The 13,745-nt window shown below is 46.6% G+C and carries 18 protein-coding genes; 7 read left to right on the forward strand and 11 right to left on the reverse strand.

Translation table 11 applies throughout. The features are described from left to right. Window positions 1–117 precede the first annotated feature (117 nt). From C7R94_RS13600 to C7R94_RS13610, 3 genes are all read right to left on the reverse strand, one after another. Window positions 118–909 (reverse strand): DUF2935 domain-containing protein, encoded by a 792-nt coding sequence (locus C7R94_RS13600; protein WP_106781920.1) that lies wholly within the window; start codon window positions 907–909, stop codon window positions 118–120. A 179-nt stretch (window positions 910–1,088) separates the two neighbouring features. Continuing rightward, a complete protein-coding gene (locus C7R94_RS29895) occupies window positions 1,089–1,277 on the reverse strand; it encodes a hypothetical protein (RefSeq protein ID WP_146142801.1) in 189 nt (62 codons plus the stop codon). Window positions 1,278–1,421: 144 nt separating this feature from the next. Then, window positions 1,422–2,252 carry a DUF2935 domain-containing protein gene (locus tag C7R94_RS13610; RefSeq protein ID WP_206768010.1) on the reverse strand — a complete coding sequence of 277 codons (831 nt, stop codon included), beginning with the start codon at window positions 2,250–2,252 and terminating at the stop codon, window positions 1,422–1,424. A 107-nt stretch (window positions 2,253–2,359) separates the two neighbouring features. Between C7R94_RS13610 and C7R94_RS13615 the strand changes: the two genes are divergently transcribed. The 5 genes from C7R94_RS13615 to C7R94_RS13635 all read left to right on the forward strand — a co-directional run bounded on the left by C7R94_RS13615 (window position 2,360) and on the right by C7R94_RS13635 (window position 5,235). Beyond that, window positions 2,360–2,854 (forward strand): DUF1648 domain-containing protein, encoded by a 495-nt coding sequence (locus C7R94_RS13615; protein ID WP_106781927.1) that lies wholly within the window; start codon window positions 2,360–2,362, stop codon window positions 2,852–2,854. Window positions 2,855–2,992: 138 nt separating this feature from the next. Then, window positions 2,993–3,418 carry a DMT family transporter gene (locus C7R94_RS13620; RefSeq protein WP_106781929.1) on the forward strand — a complete coding sequence of 142 codons (426 nt, stop codon included), beginning with the start codon at window positions 2,993–2,995 and terminating at the stop codon, window positions 3,416–3,418. Window positions 3,419–3,441: 23 nt separating this feature from the next. Beyond that, entirely contained in the window at window positions 3,442–4,140 is a 699-nt protein-coding gene (locus tag C7R94_RS13625; protein ID WP_106781931.1) for a Crp/Fnr family transcriptional regulator, read from the forward strand. A 21-nt stretch (window positions 4,141–4,161) separates the two neighbouring features. Beyond that, window positions 4,162–4,629 carry a DMT family transporter gene (locus C7R94_RS13630; protein WP_106781934.1) on the forward strand — a complete coding sequence of 156 codons (468 nt, stop codon included), beginning with the start codon at window positions 4,162–4,164 and terminating at the stop codon, window positions 4,627–4,629. 102 nt (window positions 4,630–4,731) lie between these two features. Further along, window positions 4,732–5,235, forward strand: coding sequence for a CarD family transcriptional regulator (locus C7R94_RS13635; protein WP_106781936.1), 504 nt, complete (start codon window positions 4,732–4,734; stop codon window positions 5,233–5,235). A 69-nt stretch (window positions 5,236–5,304) separates the two neighbouring features. Here the strand turns inward: C7R94_RS13635 and C7R94_RS13640 are convergent, their stop codons facing one another. Both C7R94_RS13640 and C7R94_RS13645 read right to left on the reverse strand, forming a co-directional pair. After that, window positions 5,305–6,273, reverse strand: coding sequence for a GNAT family N-acetyltransferase (locus C7R94_RS13640; protein ID WP_106781939.1), 969 nt, complete (start codon window positions 6,271–6,273; stop codon window positions 5,305–5,307). Between the two features lie 150 nt (window positions 6,274–6,423). Continuing rightward, on the reverse strand, window positions 6,424–7,491 hold the full coding sequence (locus tag C7R94_RS13645) for a CapA family protein (RefSeq protein WP_233220551.1): 1,068 nt from the start codon (window positions 7,489–7,491) through the stop codon (window positions 6,424–6,426). Between the two features lie 160 nt (window positions 7,492–7,651). On the opposite strand from C7R94_RS13645, the gene C7R94_RS13650 reads away from it, so the two are divergent. Together C7R94_RS13650 and C7R94_RS30285 are read left to right on the forward strand one after the other, a co-directional pair. After that, complete coding sequence (locus C7R94_RS13650) at window positions 7,652–8,812, forward strand: UDP-N-acetylmuramoyl-tripeptide--D-alanyl-D-alanine ligase (RefSeq protein ID WP_106781941.1); 1,161 nt, start codon at window positions 7,652–7,654, stop codon at window positions 8,810–8,812. Window positions 8,813–8,944: 132 nt separating this feature from the next. Then, complete coding sequence (locus tag C7R94_RS30285) at window positions 8,945–9,286, forward strand: transporter (protein ID WP_197243376.1); 342 nt, start codon at window positions 8,945–8,947, stop codon at window positions 9,284–9,286. Between the two features lie 59 nt (window positions 9,287–9,345). Here C7R94_RS30285 and C7R94_RS13660 read toward each other — a convergent pair whose 3' ends face one another. The 6 genes from C7R94_RS13660 to C7R94_RS13685 form a co-directional block, all read right to left on the reverse strand. Beyond that, on the reverse strand, window positions 9,346–10,107 hold the full coding sequence (locus tag C7R94_RS13660; protein WP_106781944.1) for a FixH family protein: 762 nt from the start codon (window positions 10,105–10,107) through the stop codon (window positions 9,346–9,348). A gap of 6 nt (window positions 10,108–10,113) precedes the next feature. Then, window positions 10,114–10,725, reverse strand: coding sequence for an SCO family protein (locus C7R94_RS13665; RefSeq protein ID WP_106781946.1), 612 nt, complete (start codon window positions 10,723–10,725; stop codon window positions 10,114–10,116). A gap of 33 nt (window positions 10,726–10,758) precedes the next feature. Further along, window positions 10,759–11,628, reverse strand: coding sequence for a cytochrome c oxidase assembly factor CtaG (ctaG, locus tag C7R94_RS13670; protein ID WP_047072668.1), 870 nt, complete (start codon window positions 11,626–11,628; stop codon window positions 10,759–10,761). 177 nt (window positions 11,629–11,805) lie between these two features. Continuing rightward, the gene (locus tag C7R94_RS13675) at window positions 11,806–12,276 is read right to left on the reverse strand and encodes a thioredoxin family protein (RefSeq protein WP_047072666.1); all 471 of its coding nucleotides are present in this window, start codon (window positions 12,274–12,276) and stop codon (window positions 11,806–11,808) included. Between the two features lie 3 nt (window positions 12,277–12,279). After that, complete coding sequence (locus C7R94_RS13680; protein ID WP_047072664.1) at window positions 12,280–12,708, reverse strand: disulfide oxidoreductase; 429 nt, start codon at window positions 12,706–12,708, stop codon at window positions 12,280–12,282. Between the two features lie 170 nt (window positions 12,709–12,878). Continuing rightward, a complete protein-coding gene (locus C7R94_RS13685) occupies window positions 12,879–13,664 on the reverse strand; it encodes a metallophosphoesterase family protein (RefSeq protein ID WP_106781948.1) in 786 nt (261 codons plus the stop codon). Window positions 13,665–13,745 lie beyond the last annotated feature (81 nt).

Consider the following 13,745-nt stretch of genomic DNA (forward strand, 5'->3'; position numbering starts at 1 on the left):
ACATCCTGTCTGATAGGAGGTGCCTCTTTTAGGTCTTTTCCACGTCAGTCCGCACAAATAGCAATCACCTGCAAGCTACACTTTGCATAAAGTGACAATCTTTCGGGTGAATTTTCGCTACTTTGCGTGTGTAAGGGATACCTCAAAGGCATCTAAAATCTCTAGAAAATGCGAGGCTTCTCTAAATACATGGTCAGCCAGCAATGGGGGGATTATGCTCTTAATTTTGCATTCCTCAATCAAATCACGAGCTGTTTTTTTGAAGTCACGCAATTGACGAACGGATACGCGATTTTGATCCACAAATTGATTCAGTAGCGGTTTCGTTTGAGATTGGGGGCGCATGGAATCAAGATCCTGAGCTTGGAACAATAATTGATCAAAATCATGACTAAATTCTCTGGCTTGATCCACTAGCTTTCTTTCAGAAGGATCGAGCAAATGGTTAATAAATTTCGCATGGTCAGCCATGATGCGTAGGAAGAAGACATTTTCATTAATCACCGCATCAGGTAAGGGATCAAGGTTGCCTGTATTCAGTTGTTCTAATCGATTCCGAAAATAGGCAGCTTCCCTGCTCACGTGATCGACCAACAGCGGAAAGTTGTTACCACCGATTTTGCAACGAATAATGAGTCCGAGTACTTTGCGTTTAAAGGCCCAAATATAGGAAGCGGCATTGTGAACGATTTGATTAAAGTCATAGATTCGTTGAGGGTCTACGTCAGAAGAAAAGGCAAGGGCTTGGCTTTCAATTTCTTCAAAAATGCTGTAAAAGCGATTCGCTTCTTCAATCAATTTTGTGTCTTCGCAGTTAAAACCCAATTTGAGGAACAGGGAATGTTCTTTCATGATACGAGACCAAAAACGTATTTCCTCTAATGATCGATCAACGAAAACATCTGTCATGTTGTACCTCCGCATAAGGATTTGGGCGGATCATAACCCAATTTCCACTTTTGATCACACATGATGTATGTCTATGCGTTTACCCAGTTTTGTGAATGGGCATGAGCACAGAATCAAAAAAAGAATGCGTTTTCTGGCTTGTCCCATAAAAAAACTCCCTGTAATGGGAGTTTTCCAAGTTAAAAGCGACGTATCGAATGCATTTGCATTCTGTGGTGATGGGCCCGCATGCGATGGAAGTGTTCTCTTTCTCGAAAGGTATGATGACGCATGCGATCATGGCGATGTTCAAAAGCCAGAGAGCGATAACGGTCTGCTTGCCGTAAGTGATGACGCATTCTCCGTCTATGATGCTCAATCGGATCCATGACACTTCCCCCTTAACGTTGGTACTTTATATGCTATGAGGACAGCTTCTTGCTTGCTTATGCATGAGTGGATACCGCCAGGAAGGAATGGAAAAGAGGCGTAAAGCCTTTAGCTTTCGCCCCGTTCTAAACAAGGTTAATCTCTTATTCGATGCGCGGTCTGGTGGGGAAACAGTCTGGTGATTGCACGTCGGAAACCTCAGATAGCTTCATCAAATAGTAGCATTCTTCTCGAGACATATGGTCGGCCATGAGCGGGGAGAAAACTCCAAGCAATTCATCGCGCATCCGCATCTCTTCCAATTCATGCAAGAATACCTGAAAAAGCTTCATTTCCATTTCTGCTTGATGGTTAAAACGGCGTAGTGCCGGGAAGTTATTCAAGTTTGTTCGGAGATACCCGGCTAATTCCACTGCTTTTAGGTAAAAATGCTCGAACTGTTTGGTAAATTGTTCACTTTTAAGCTGATAATCTTTTTCCACCATGTCCAAAAGCGAAGTGATGGAGGCCGCATGTCCGATCGCATCGGATAACCACAGAAGGTGGAGCTCTAACGGGTGATTGGCAGGTGGCAAGCTTCCGGAGAGAAAAGCATGCAAAATTCGTTCATATTCTTCTAGTTCATTGACCATGTGGTTGATAAACGTCGGGGGAAGACTGATCGATATTTTACTGACGAGGTGCCTTTCCAGAAGGTGGAGTTTAAAATCGCGCAATTGTTGCGTGAGTTCACTTGCCTGCTGGTTGAGTGCGTGTAGTTCATCGGAAGACAGATTCTGTCTGGCGTTATCCAATAAATTATCGAAGGACACGATAAAGTATAAGGCTCTTTCAATCTCCTGCTCTTCATTCGGAGCGAGTGATTGAAAAATAAAGCGGGCATGATCGCCGAGAATTTGTAGCCAGAAACGGTGCTCAAATAACATACTTTCTCTCAAAGGATCTCTCACTGTTGTTCCCTCCTTACTCCACATCAAGATATGTAAGAACGCCCAGAAGTGTGTGACGGATTGACCTTGACTCCCAAATGGACATAAATGGTAAAATACTTGTAGGAGGAGCAGCAGTAAGGGGGGAGAATATGAAGAGACCAATCACTAATATACCAAAGACAGGCTGCGAATGGTTATGGGATGTAGTTGGTTGTTTATTCTTCGTGGGATCACTACTCTTTTTAGTCTTTGCATGGAATAAGCTTCCTGACGAGGTGCCTGCCCATTACAATGCTTTAGGGGAAGTAGATCGCTGGGGCTCAAAATGGGAACTGCTTCTTTTACCTGGGATTGGCGTCTTTATCATTTTCCTCATGCAGGTGCTAGAAAAACATCCGGAGCTCCATAACTATCCAGCACGCTTCTCTGAATCGAATGCCGAGCAGTTTTATTTGCACAGTCGAAAAATCGTGAACCAAATAAAAAATAGTTGCTTAATTATTTTTTCCTTAATCTTGTTGGAGTCGGTTTCCATTGCTCTAGGATGGGGAGGCGGCTTTGGGAAGTGGTTTCTGCCGATCACCATCATTGGAATGATCGTCCTGCTTGTGACAGGAATCGTGAAACAAAGAAAGATTCAATAAGAAGAATGAACGAGGGGGCCATCTAACGGAAAGGGCCTCTTCTTTGTTTTTTGCAACGAAAATGATGAGGACATATGTCCTTCCCTATCCACCTTGCAATCCTTTTTAATTAGGAGCAGATTAGTGTGAGGTGAGAGGATGAAGGGGATTATTTTTGCTCTTATGGGCGGTGTTTTTATTACTTTGCAAGGTGTTGCGAATGCAAGAATCAGTCAAGATATTGGTACTTGGCAAACCGCGTCACTTACGCAGTTAACGGGCTTTCTCACGGCTTTTTTACTCTTGTTGTTTTTTCGAGATGGAAAATGGCAGGCATACAGGCGAGTGAAACCGTTATATTTGACAGGTGGGGCATTCGCAGCGTTTATCATTTTTAGCAATGTTACGGCCATCCAGCATATCGGAGTAACCATGACGATTTCAGCCCTCTTGATTGCGCAGCTAAGCCTGACGTTTCTCATTGACAGTAATGGGTGGTTCGGTGTCGATAAACAAAAGATGAAGCTGCCGCATTTTATTGGAATCGGGATGATGATTCTGGGGGTACTGATACTAAGAGCTTGATGACGAGAGGGTGAAACAGAGGGATGAAGGAAATTGAAAACCGTGAGCTTTTGCAACAATATCTCCGTGACCATCAGTTAGCGTCTGTTTTTCATGAGCCTTTTTTGCCGCATTTGTCCTTGTTTCAATTTGACCAAGGGGAGCTCATTTGTGCCCAAGGCGAAACGGCCTGTCATCTGTATGTTTTGGTGAAGGGTAAAGTAAAGATTTTTACGACTTCCCCCGAAGGAAAAACACTGATCCTTTCCTTTAAAAAGCCGCTTGAAGTGATCGGAGATATTGAGTACGTACGAGGAATTTCTTATCTAAATTCGGTGGAGGCGGCCTCGTCTGTTCAGATGATCGGGATTCATTATCGCTGGTTTAAAAAATACGGAACAGACTACGCTCCACTCCTGCAATTTTTACTGCAAATCATTACGCACAAATTTTGTGTGAAGTCCAACACATTAAGCATCAACCTTCTGTACCCAGTAGAAGTACGATTCGCTCGTTACTTGTTGTCCGTTCCGATAGAAGAGTGGGATCCTGCCGACAAAGAACAGATTAGTACGAGCAATCTCTTGGATGCAGCGAATATGATTGGAACGAGCTACAGACATTTGAATCGGGTCATTCAACAGTTCTGCAAGGAGGGGCTGATTGAGCGTGCCAATGGATTCCTTCTGATCAAGGATAAGGAAGGTTTAGCTAAAGTGGCGAGCGGGACTCCAAACGAATAATGAGACAGGAGTGGCAAAATCATGGTAGTCGGGCTATTCTTCGCGTTACTGGCTGGCTTGTTGGTCAGCCTGCAAAATATTTTCAACAGGAAAGTAAGTGAACAGGCAGGAACATGGTCGACGACGACTCTTGTGCTTGGGATGGGATTTCTGTCTTCTTTGACGATGGGTCTCATTTTTGAAGGAAATCAGTTGTTTTCGCTTCCAGCTATGCAGCCGTGGTACTGGTTCAGCGGCATAATCGGCGTTGGGGTGGTCTTTTGTCTGGTGCAAGGGATGAGGCTGCTTGGCCCCACGTATGCCATTTCCATCGTTCTCACTGCCCAGCTTGGCTTTGCTTTATGGTCGGATTCAATCGGCTGGTTAGGGCTGGTTCAAGTGCCGATGACGTTTACGCAATTGTTTGGGGTTCTGGTCATTGTCGGGGGTGTGATCGTATTTAAACTGGGTGGTGAATGGCAACAGAAACGCTCCATGAGTAAGATGTAAATTTTTTGTTGACTAAATTTTAAACGTCATGATAAAATAAAAAATTTTAAATTTGATTTTTGTGCTATAATAGCTATAGATTGCTTTGAAGGAGGTGGACGTATGTTTCAAGTTGGAGACAAGGTTTTTTATCCAATGCACGGGGCAGGCGTAATTGAGGCGATGGAGGAGAAAGAATTTCTGGGTGAAAAACACCTCTATTATGTGCTCAACATGCTGCTGAAAGAGTTAAACATCATGGTCCCGGTTGAAAAGATGTCCGCTCTTAGTATTCGAAAGGTGGTCGAAGCCGACATTTTAGAGAATGTTTTGGCCGCCCTGCGAGAGGGGCAACGCGACACCGCCTTGAATGCAGCGCAGCGCTACAAGCTTCATACAGAAAAAATGAAGAGTGGCGATATTTACGAGCAATCTCAGGTCATTCGCGATTTGGTTGGTATAAGTAAAGAAAAAGTATTGGGTACGAGTGACAAAGTGATGCTGGATAATGCGCAGCAGCTCCTCATTAGTGAGATTGAGCTGGTAAAAGACGTAGATACGGAACAGGCAACCGAAATGCTAAAGCAAGCTGTATGCCCAGAAGAAATGTCTGAAATTGTCCCATAAATATTGTCCATACAAGGGAAGTAAGGGGAGTGATTGTTACGGCAATCGCCCCCTTTTTTTGTATGTCCGTTAGCGCCGCAAGCCATGATTGAGGGAAAATTCTTGGCGACTGGCAAACTGCTGGTATCCAGCACGTAAAAAGGCTTTGGCCATTGGTGTGTTTTTAACATCGGTATCCGCGCGGATGTATGTTTCGCCTGCTTTGACAAGAACGTCTGCGGCCTGCTTCAGCAATCGATCTATATAGCCGTGTCCTCTTTGCTCGGGGAGAACACCTATGTATCCAATCGTAGCAAAGGTTGGGCTGACCGTAGGCATTAAAAATCCAATGAGCTCATTTTTTGCTGTATAGGCAAGCTGCCACCATTCCGGTTCGTACTTCATTTGTTGCAAGTCTTGGAACATTTCCTGGGCTTGGGCTAGAGGGCCTTTTTCCAAGCGCTCCTCTGTAATCTGTTGATCATGGGTGAGTTGCGAGACGCGCATGATAGCATCCACAAAGGCAGCCTCGCCAACCTCCGGAAGACTGCGGTACACGATCGGATCATGCTCTTCTTTTGACGGTATAGCAGTTGTCTCAATGGGAGCATGCCATTCGAAGCGGTTTGTTTCCCGGCTAATCCGAAAGCCGAGCGCTTCCAGAACTTTTCTACGCTCTTGGTGATCCGTTTGCCATTGGGGAGAGGAGGAAGGTGAATCCAGAACATAGCCGATTTTCTCCGAAAGATTCCCTGCCATGAGTGTAAAGACTTCGCGTAAGAAATGAGAGCCGAGCGAAACACATTCTGTTTCTTTCCATGGAAGCTCCCACAATACCAAATCAGTCGCTTGTTTACTGCCAGGCAATGTCCAGAAGGCTAGACGACCAGCGATCTTACCCTGTACCTCCAGAACGAAGCACCAGTCCTGACGCATGGCTCCTTGTGTAAACATTTTATCGAGGTAAGCAGCGATATCATTCCGAACAGACGCAGGGTGGTCCGGGAAGGCAAGAAATGCAGGTAAATCTTCCGAGGGGATACGGCGAACGGTGATCATGCAGTCATCTCTCCTTTGTAACTATCTAAAATAATTTCGTTAGTTACAGGTGGATTTTACCAAAATGTTCTGTGAATAGTCAATCGTCGTCTATGTAGAAAAATAGGAAGGGTAGGGAGCGCACTGCCCCCTCCCTCGTTTGCTCCTGTGTTATTCAATCAATACACCCCGCGCTCTACCTATGATGCGGATGGCGCGACTCCACAGCAACTGGAGCTTTTTTCTCTGCAGGGGGCGCACATACAGATCAGGACTTTTCAGATAGGAACGCATGGGGATGACACGAAAACATATACGTCCTTGACTTACATATCGTTGCGAAAATGTCGGGATGACCGAAATTTGCTCGAGTGAGATCTGATTCCTCTCATCTTTTTCGACAGTAAATCGCAGGATTGCCCCACACTGTGATTGATCAAACGAGAGCATTTTCTCTGATATAAAATTACCTAAAGAATACGCGACCAATGTTTGTCTTTTTGTCCCGTGAGGAGTCATGATACTCGGAGTGACAACAGGCTGCAGAACATGTGGGTGAGCGCCGAGGATGACATCAGCACCGTTGTCGAGCAGGTTTTGTACGAGCTGCCGCTGGCGAGTCGTTGGAGTATAGCGGAATTCAATCCCAAAATGAAGGGAGATGATCACAACATCGACGAGAGGACGGACTCTTCTCAGGTCGGATAATATTGTGTCAAGATGAAGAAGTCGAACGATCCATGGCGTATGAGCGGGGATCACCTGCTTGTTTGTCCCGTAGGTGTAAGCAAGCAGGGCGATGCGAATGCCGTTTACCTCCTTGATCAGGTAGGTATTTGCCTCCTCGGGGCTTCGATAGGTTCCGGTATGGGCAAGCTTGTATCGATCCAAAACATCAAGGGTTCGGCATAGTCCGGTTACCCCGCCATCCAGACAGTGGTTATTCACTGTAGTCAATACGTCAAATCCAGATGTTTTCAAGTCCCGAGCCAATTCATCTGGACAGTTGAAGCGAGGGTAACCGGTTCGTGCCGAACCGATTTGATAGGGCTGTGTTTTCCCGGAAAAAGTGGTTTCTAAATTGCCTATTGTGAGATCTGCCGCTGAGAGAATCGGTGTCACGGGGTGAAACATATCTGTAAAACAGAATTGATCTGTACCAGGCAGTCTGGCAGTTGCCACCTGCTCTTTCCACATCAGGATGTCGCCTACAGCGGCGATGGTGGCCTTCTTTTTCATGCGCTTCACCTCCCCTCCTACTCTATTCCAGAAGTCGTCCGTCTGATTTGGATAGTAGCGGAACGTTTTCATAGATAATGGTCTATACAGGCTGTCTATGTCGTTCATACAATAGGAAAGCTGATCGAGAGAAGAAGAACGAGGCAAAGGGGTGATACCCATGAAAAAGAAGAGAAGAGCTGTAGCACCTGTAAAGACGCTGATTCTCGACAAGCCAGTTATCGCTGTGACGGGAAGCGCAGGGAAGACCACGACAAAGGAAATGATCTACACCATCCTGAATCTGCGCATGCCCACATATAAATCGATGTACAACAAGAACTTCCTGGGAAATACAAGAGCGCATACCAAAAGAATTCGGGACGAGCACAAGGCCGTAGTGCTTGAGTATGGAATTTATCGAAGCGGTCATTTGCGACAGCACTGCAAAATCATCCAGCCGTCGATGGGAGTCATCACGAATATTGGCACGGCTCATATCGGAAATTTTGGCGGTGATGCCAGGCAGCTGGCGTTAGCAAAAACGGAGTTAATTCGCCATATGAAGCCCACGGGCACCATTTTTTTGAATTGGGACTGTCCTTATTCTCGCGAGTTTATTCAACAGCCTTACCTAGGGTCGTTCACGGGAAAAATCGTGACATTTGGCAAGGAGCAGGAGGCGGACTATAAGGCGGGACGAACGAAAATAGAAGGCAATGGGTTTCGATTCGAATGTTCTTTGCGTGGAGAAAAGGAGTCATTTTTTGTTCCTATTCCTGGCGAGCATAATTTATACAACGCATTGGCTGCTATCGCAGTCGCACATACGATGGGGATTCCCGTCGATGACATTCGTCGCGGGTTGAGTCAGTTTCGCGGACAGCGAAAACGCCTTACCAGCTATCGGCTCGCGAATAACATTCAGGTGCTGGATGATACCTATAGCTCGAATCCGGATGCGGCCAAGGCAGCGATTGATGTGTTAAGCCAGGTAGGGCATACCACAAAGATCGCCGTGCTCGCCAGCATGCTGGAAATGGGCAAATACGACGTAAAAGGTCATGAGGATGTCGGGAGATATTTGAGTCAAAAAAATGTAGACTATTTATATACGCTGGGGAGTAGTGCTAGGTATATTGCAAGAGCAGCGATTCGCTCCGGATTTCCGGCAAATCGGGTGAGGCATTGCTTGAGTAAGGCAGGCTTGCATCGGCGTCTAGCAAAACAGCTGAAGCCAAATACAGCCTTTCTCGTAAAAGGTTCAAATCGGTTGAAAATGGGAGAGACTGTACAATTTTTGTGCAGGGTAACTGCCAATCAAAGCATTGCGAAAGGGTGAATGCGGGGGGCAGATAAGGATTTATATACAGGCTATTGCGGAAAAAATAGGTGAATGACGGCGGGCAAACGCACATACCATCTGTGCGTTTGCTGCATTTCCTATAGGGAGACTAGTAGGAGGTGACACGTCATGTCATATCAATTTCCCCCTGGCGGTCCAGAAGGTTCCCCAGGTTATCCAGGTTCCCCCGGTTCACCGGGAGGTTTCCCCCCTCCGCCACCGGGTCCTCCACCGAGAAGGACGCCAAGTGCACCGGGAGCAAGAGGCTATGGGGGAACACGCCGGATTGATGCTGGCGGATTCTATCCCTGTTTATATCGTTACACGTACGTTTGGCTGCGAAATGGTCGCTCTTTCTGGTTTTACCCCGTCTATGTCAGTCGTCACTCTGTAACCGGCTATCGCTGGAGAGGATATCGATGGGAGTATTACGGGACAGACTTGGATCGAATCGCCTATTTTACATGCTAACGCCATTCATGAGTAAAAAGGCCATTCCCTGGGAGGAAGGCCTTTTTATTTTGAAGGACTTATTTTATGGAGAGTGAGAAGTCCTTGTGATCATGAATGTCTCCTTTTTCCACATGGATCTTCACTGTATAATCCCCGGCAGTAGGGAACTGTGCGTTGCCTTCATACTGGCCTGCCGCAGTTTCGGTTGCATCGACGAAGCTGTGCTTCTCGTCATTCCCCCGCCAGAACTCGAATTTGACTGTCGCTTTGTCCAACGCTTTGTTGTCTTTCATCAAATGAACAGTGAGAGCAGCTGGAGTTGCGACTTGAATATTGTCGGCTGGGGAGAAATGATAATCAACGGTTTCCCCGTTCGTGTGACCTGCCGCCCCATGATCGTGTGACTGACCTGCGTCAGCTTGAGGTGCGGATGGCGTCTCCCCAGTCTTGCTGTTAACGGTAAACGGGGTCTTCTGCATATTGTGGAAATCTCGTGCTGTTACATGGTAGTAGACAAAATAAGAACCTGGCTCGCTAATGGTTTGTTGGGCCGTGTAGACACCGTCTCCTTGTAGTGAAGCCGGGATCGTTTCATGCTTTTCTTGCCCATCTTTCCACCATTCGAATTTCACTTCCTTGGCGTCATCCACGGGTTGGCCGTCTTGTGTGACTTTAACGGAGAAGGTAACTGTGTCGCCGGCTACAAGCTCTTTTGGTTCCAATGTAAAGGCAGCCTTAACTGGAGCACCGGGTTGAAAAGCTGGTTGCTCGGCCTCTTTTCCACAAGCGGCTAAAAGGAGCATAAGCATGGATAAGAGCAGAATCATCGTACGTTTCATGTTGGATTACCCTTCCTTTTTCAATTTCAACAGTTCCTGATAAATTTGTTCGGGATCGAAATCGTCACCCATGCCGAATTTTTGAATGACGGCATTGCTATCATCCACGAGATACGTACTCGATGTATGAGAGATAAATCCATCATCCATCTTATTGGCAAAAAAGCCAAGCGAATTTGTAACCGATTTGATCGTTTCGTCATCGCCACGAAGCAGGGTCCAGCCTTGTTCTTGAATCCCCAGCTGCTTGGCATAGTAGCGCATGACATCCGGGGTATCGTTTTGCGGATCAATCGTGATGGTCAAAAACTCGACGTCTTGCCCCATCAGGTTTGCTTCGAGCAAGCGCTTTTGCAGCTGAACCATTTTTACCGTTGTCGTGGGACAGATATCCGGGCAACGGGTATAAATCAACTCCACCAAGCGAACCTTTTTCTTTTGCGGTGCTAGCGAATAAGGTTGTCCATCAATGGTTTGCAGAGTCACATCAGGCAATTTTGCCTGGGTGTTTTTGGGCCCGAACCAAAACCAAGAGGCGATAAGAGCAACAAGGACAAGGACGGGTAACAACAAGAGCAACCGTCTGATTCGGATAGCGGTAGCAGGGGCGATATTCACGTGTGTGTAGCGCCTCCTTTCAGATTCTTTTGGCTATGGCGTTAGGAGGCCGTCCTCTTCCTGATTCTTTTCTTTTCGATACCAGGTAGAGAAAATGTAAGCCAGGACGACTCCGTACGTCAGCTCCTGCATGAGCTTCATCACAATTCCGCCCAGCCGTTGATCCTCCAGAGGGAGAAGTGGAACGGCGAACATCGATTTGTCGATCGGCGTGGAAAAGAATGGAGCGCAGAGCATGGAAGGACCGTCTACATATGTCGTATACAAAGGTGTTGCTGAAAAAATAATCAGTGCGCATGCGGGCGTAATCAAAACACCGTTAGCAAAGATGTAGGCAAGCTTTTGCAGTTCCGACAGACGGTGAATTTCCGGTATCGGTGCGACAACGGGCATCCACATCAAAATCGCAGCCACCAGCAGCAGTAAATGAATCAAATTATGTAGGGCCAGGTTGTTCATTGCCAAGTCTAAAATAACAGGCATATGGTAAAACGAGAACAGGGCATTAAACATGAGAATAGCAGGTATCGGGTGACTCGCTATGCGCATGAAAAGCTTGAGCCCCCGGCGATAAAACAGGGAGCGGATCAACCAGGACGGGGTTCCTGCCAAGAGCAGCAAGGGCATTACGAGATAAAGCAACGATTGCTGCAGCATGTGGGCGCTAAACAAAAAATGCCCAGCTACGTTCAAGGGACTTCCCATACTAAAGTAAAAACCAAGTAAGCCGAGAGTAAAAAAAGTCTTTTGCTTGCGTGTAACAGGTGTGGAATCTTGAAAAGTTTGGCGTAATGGTCCAGTCAGTGAGAAATAAGCCAGACCAATCAAGAAAGTCAAAAGAATCAGCTCTGGATTCCATGTCGCCCGAAAGCCAAAGGTTTCAGTGAAATAAGTGAGGGTCATGCGATTACCTCCGTTTTCAAGGATTATCCCCAGTACTCATTATAGGCAAATAATTGGAAAAGCCTAATGACTCGTTCGGGCTATTTCTTCCAAGGGAACGGAATTCTTCACATATTTGTCACGTATGTCCAAATAAAAAAGGAGCCTCCCGAAAGAAAAGAGGGAGGCTGCCACACGTTATGATTTTTTCTGTTCTTCCAACCAAGCTTTCCATTCGCTTGCTTCGCGTCCTCCGACGAGTCGGGCTACTTCTTTGCCGCCTTTGTAATGAACGAGGGTCGGAGTGAATTCGATGTTGTATTCACCATAGCTGGCGTTAAATTCTAGCAAATTGAGCTTTTTCATATCGATGTCCAAGCTTTTTACGATCGGTACAAGGACGGGGGTCGTTGCTTTGCAATGCTCACAAACCGGGCTGTAAAAGTAAACAAACGCGTCCTCCTGATTATCGAGCTTACCTTTGAGCTCATCAGGCATAATGAGATTATCGTACAGCGGGTCACTCAATTGTTCGAGAGTAGCGGGGTGCAAATTGGCTTTACCGTAAGGGTTTCCTTCCGCAAGCTGACGGTTCGAAATGTCAGCGTACACGATCGCACCGATCAGGAGCGCAGCCACAAGGATGGATAGAAAGATGACTTTCTTCATGAATCATTTCTCCTTTGCATTTTTCATTACGATGACAAGCAGGATACTGATCAAGGTGAAGGCAATGAGAGCAAGGAACGGAATAGTGATAAACCCTAGCCAGTTAATATAATCCGTATTGCATGGCACAATGCCGCAAGCGCTGCCGAGATCTTGCAGGGCAGGTATTTTTTGAATCGAGTAATGATACAGCGATGTGAGTCCTCCGATGATGGAGAGAATCAAGGCGTACGACGCGATTTTGTCATCTTTCTTAGCGGAAGCAACCCCGAGCAAGATGACGAGCGGGTACATTAAGATTCGCTGGTACCAGCACAGGTCACACGGTATGTACTTTAAGACCTCTGAAAAAAACAAACTGCCTCCTGTTGCGATGAGGGAGACTCCCCATGCGGCAAACATGGCTTGTTCCACGATTTGCTGACGTTTCATATAAACACCTCGTCCATATCTTAACATATTACAAATCGAAAGTAGATTATAAAAAGTAATAATTTGTTGAACGGATGGGCTTGTCTCCTGCATCATACTGGATGCACTACCCGATGCGCTTGCAGCAGGTAGGAGCACCAGTCCGAAAGCTCCCAGTTTTCCGAGCATGATTAGTAAACCCGTACTTGTGGAGAGGATTGCCTATCCCGAATCGGTACGAAAATGGTTTGAAGAGAAGGCCACTCGACTAACATGACGCCGCGCCAATATCCTGCGCCACCATCAATTCCGACCATATTGTCTCTGCGCCAAGGACCGCTGCCTGCGTATTGAGGTAATCCTGGAACAGGGGTATGGCCAAAAATGACAGGGAGTTCTCCATCATAATAAAGGTAGAAAGGCTCGCGAATCCATAGTAAATCTTGTGGATTTTGTTCCGGCAAGGGGATGCCGGGTCGAATGCCTGCGTGTACCAAAAGTGCGGCTGGAGCTCCTGTTCGCGGATCGGCTGGCAGCTCTATATACAAAGGAAGAGACGACAAGGCTGGCAAAATTGTTGGATAGCGAGAAAGGATGAATTGTCGCGCTTCTTCTTGCTCCGGTAAAGAAGGCATCCGGTTAAGAAAAGCTCGCCGAAGCGGGTGATTCCCTAAGAAAGAACGTATGGTGGCATCACCACCGTTGTAGCGCAGGTATAACTCCGGGTTCCCGCTGCCGGATAGCCAATCTTCAAGCATTTGCTCGTGGTTGCCTTTTATGAGAAAGACTTGGTTCGGATACGCCTGTCGAAGAGCGAGTAAATCGAGTAATACCTCCTTTGATTCAGGTCCTCGATCGATCATGTCCCCCAATGCGAACAGACGCTCACCAGCTTGGGGGGAGAAGGAAACGTCCCGCAGCGCCTTTTGAAATGCCTGATTCTGACCATGTATGTCGGAGACTAAATAAGTAGCCAAACAAGATCACCCTCCTCGATTACCCGTTATGCCTTTAAGTAGGATATGTTTGTGCAAAGTGGAGGGTGAAAAGGGGGTGTC

This window comes from Brevibacillus sp. NRRL NRS-603 (assembly GCF_003013445.1).
GTDB classification, from domain to species: Bacteria; Bacillota; Bacilli; order Brevibacillales; family Brevibacillaceae; genus Brevibacillus; species Brevibacillus formosus.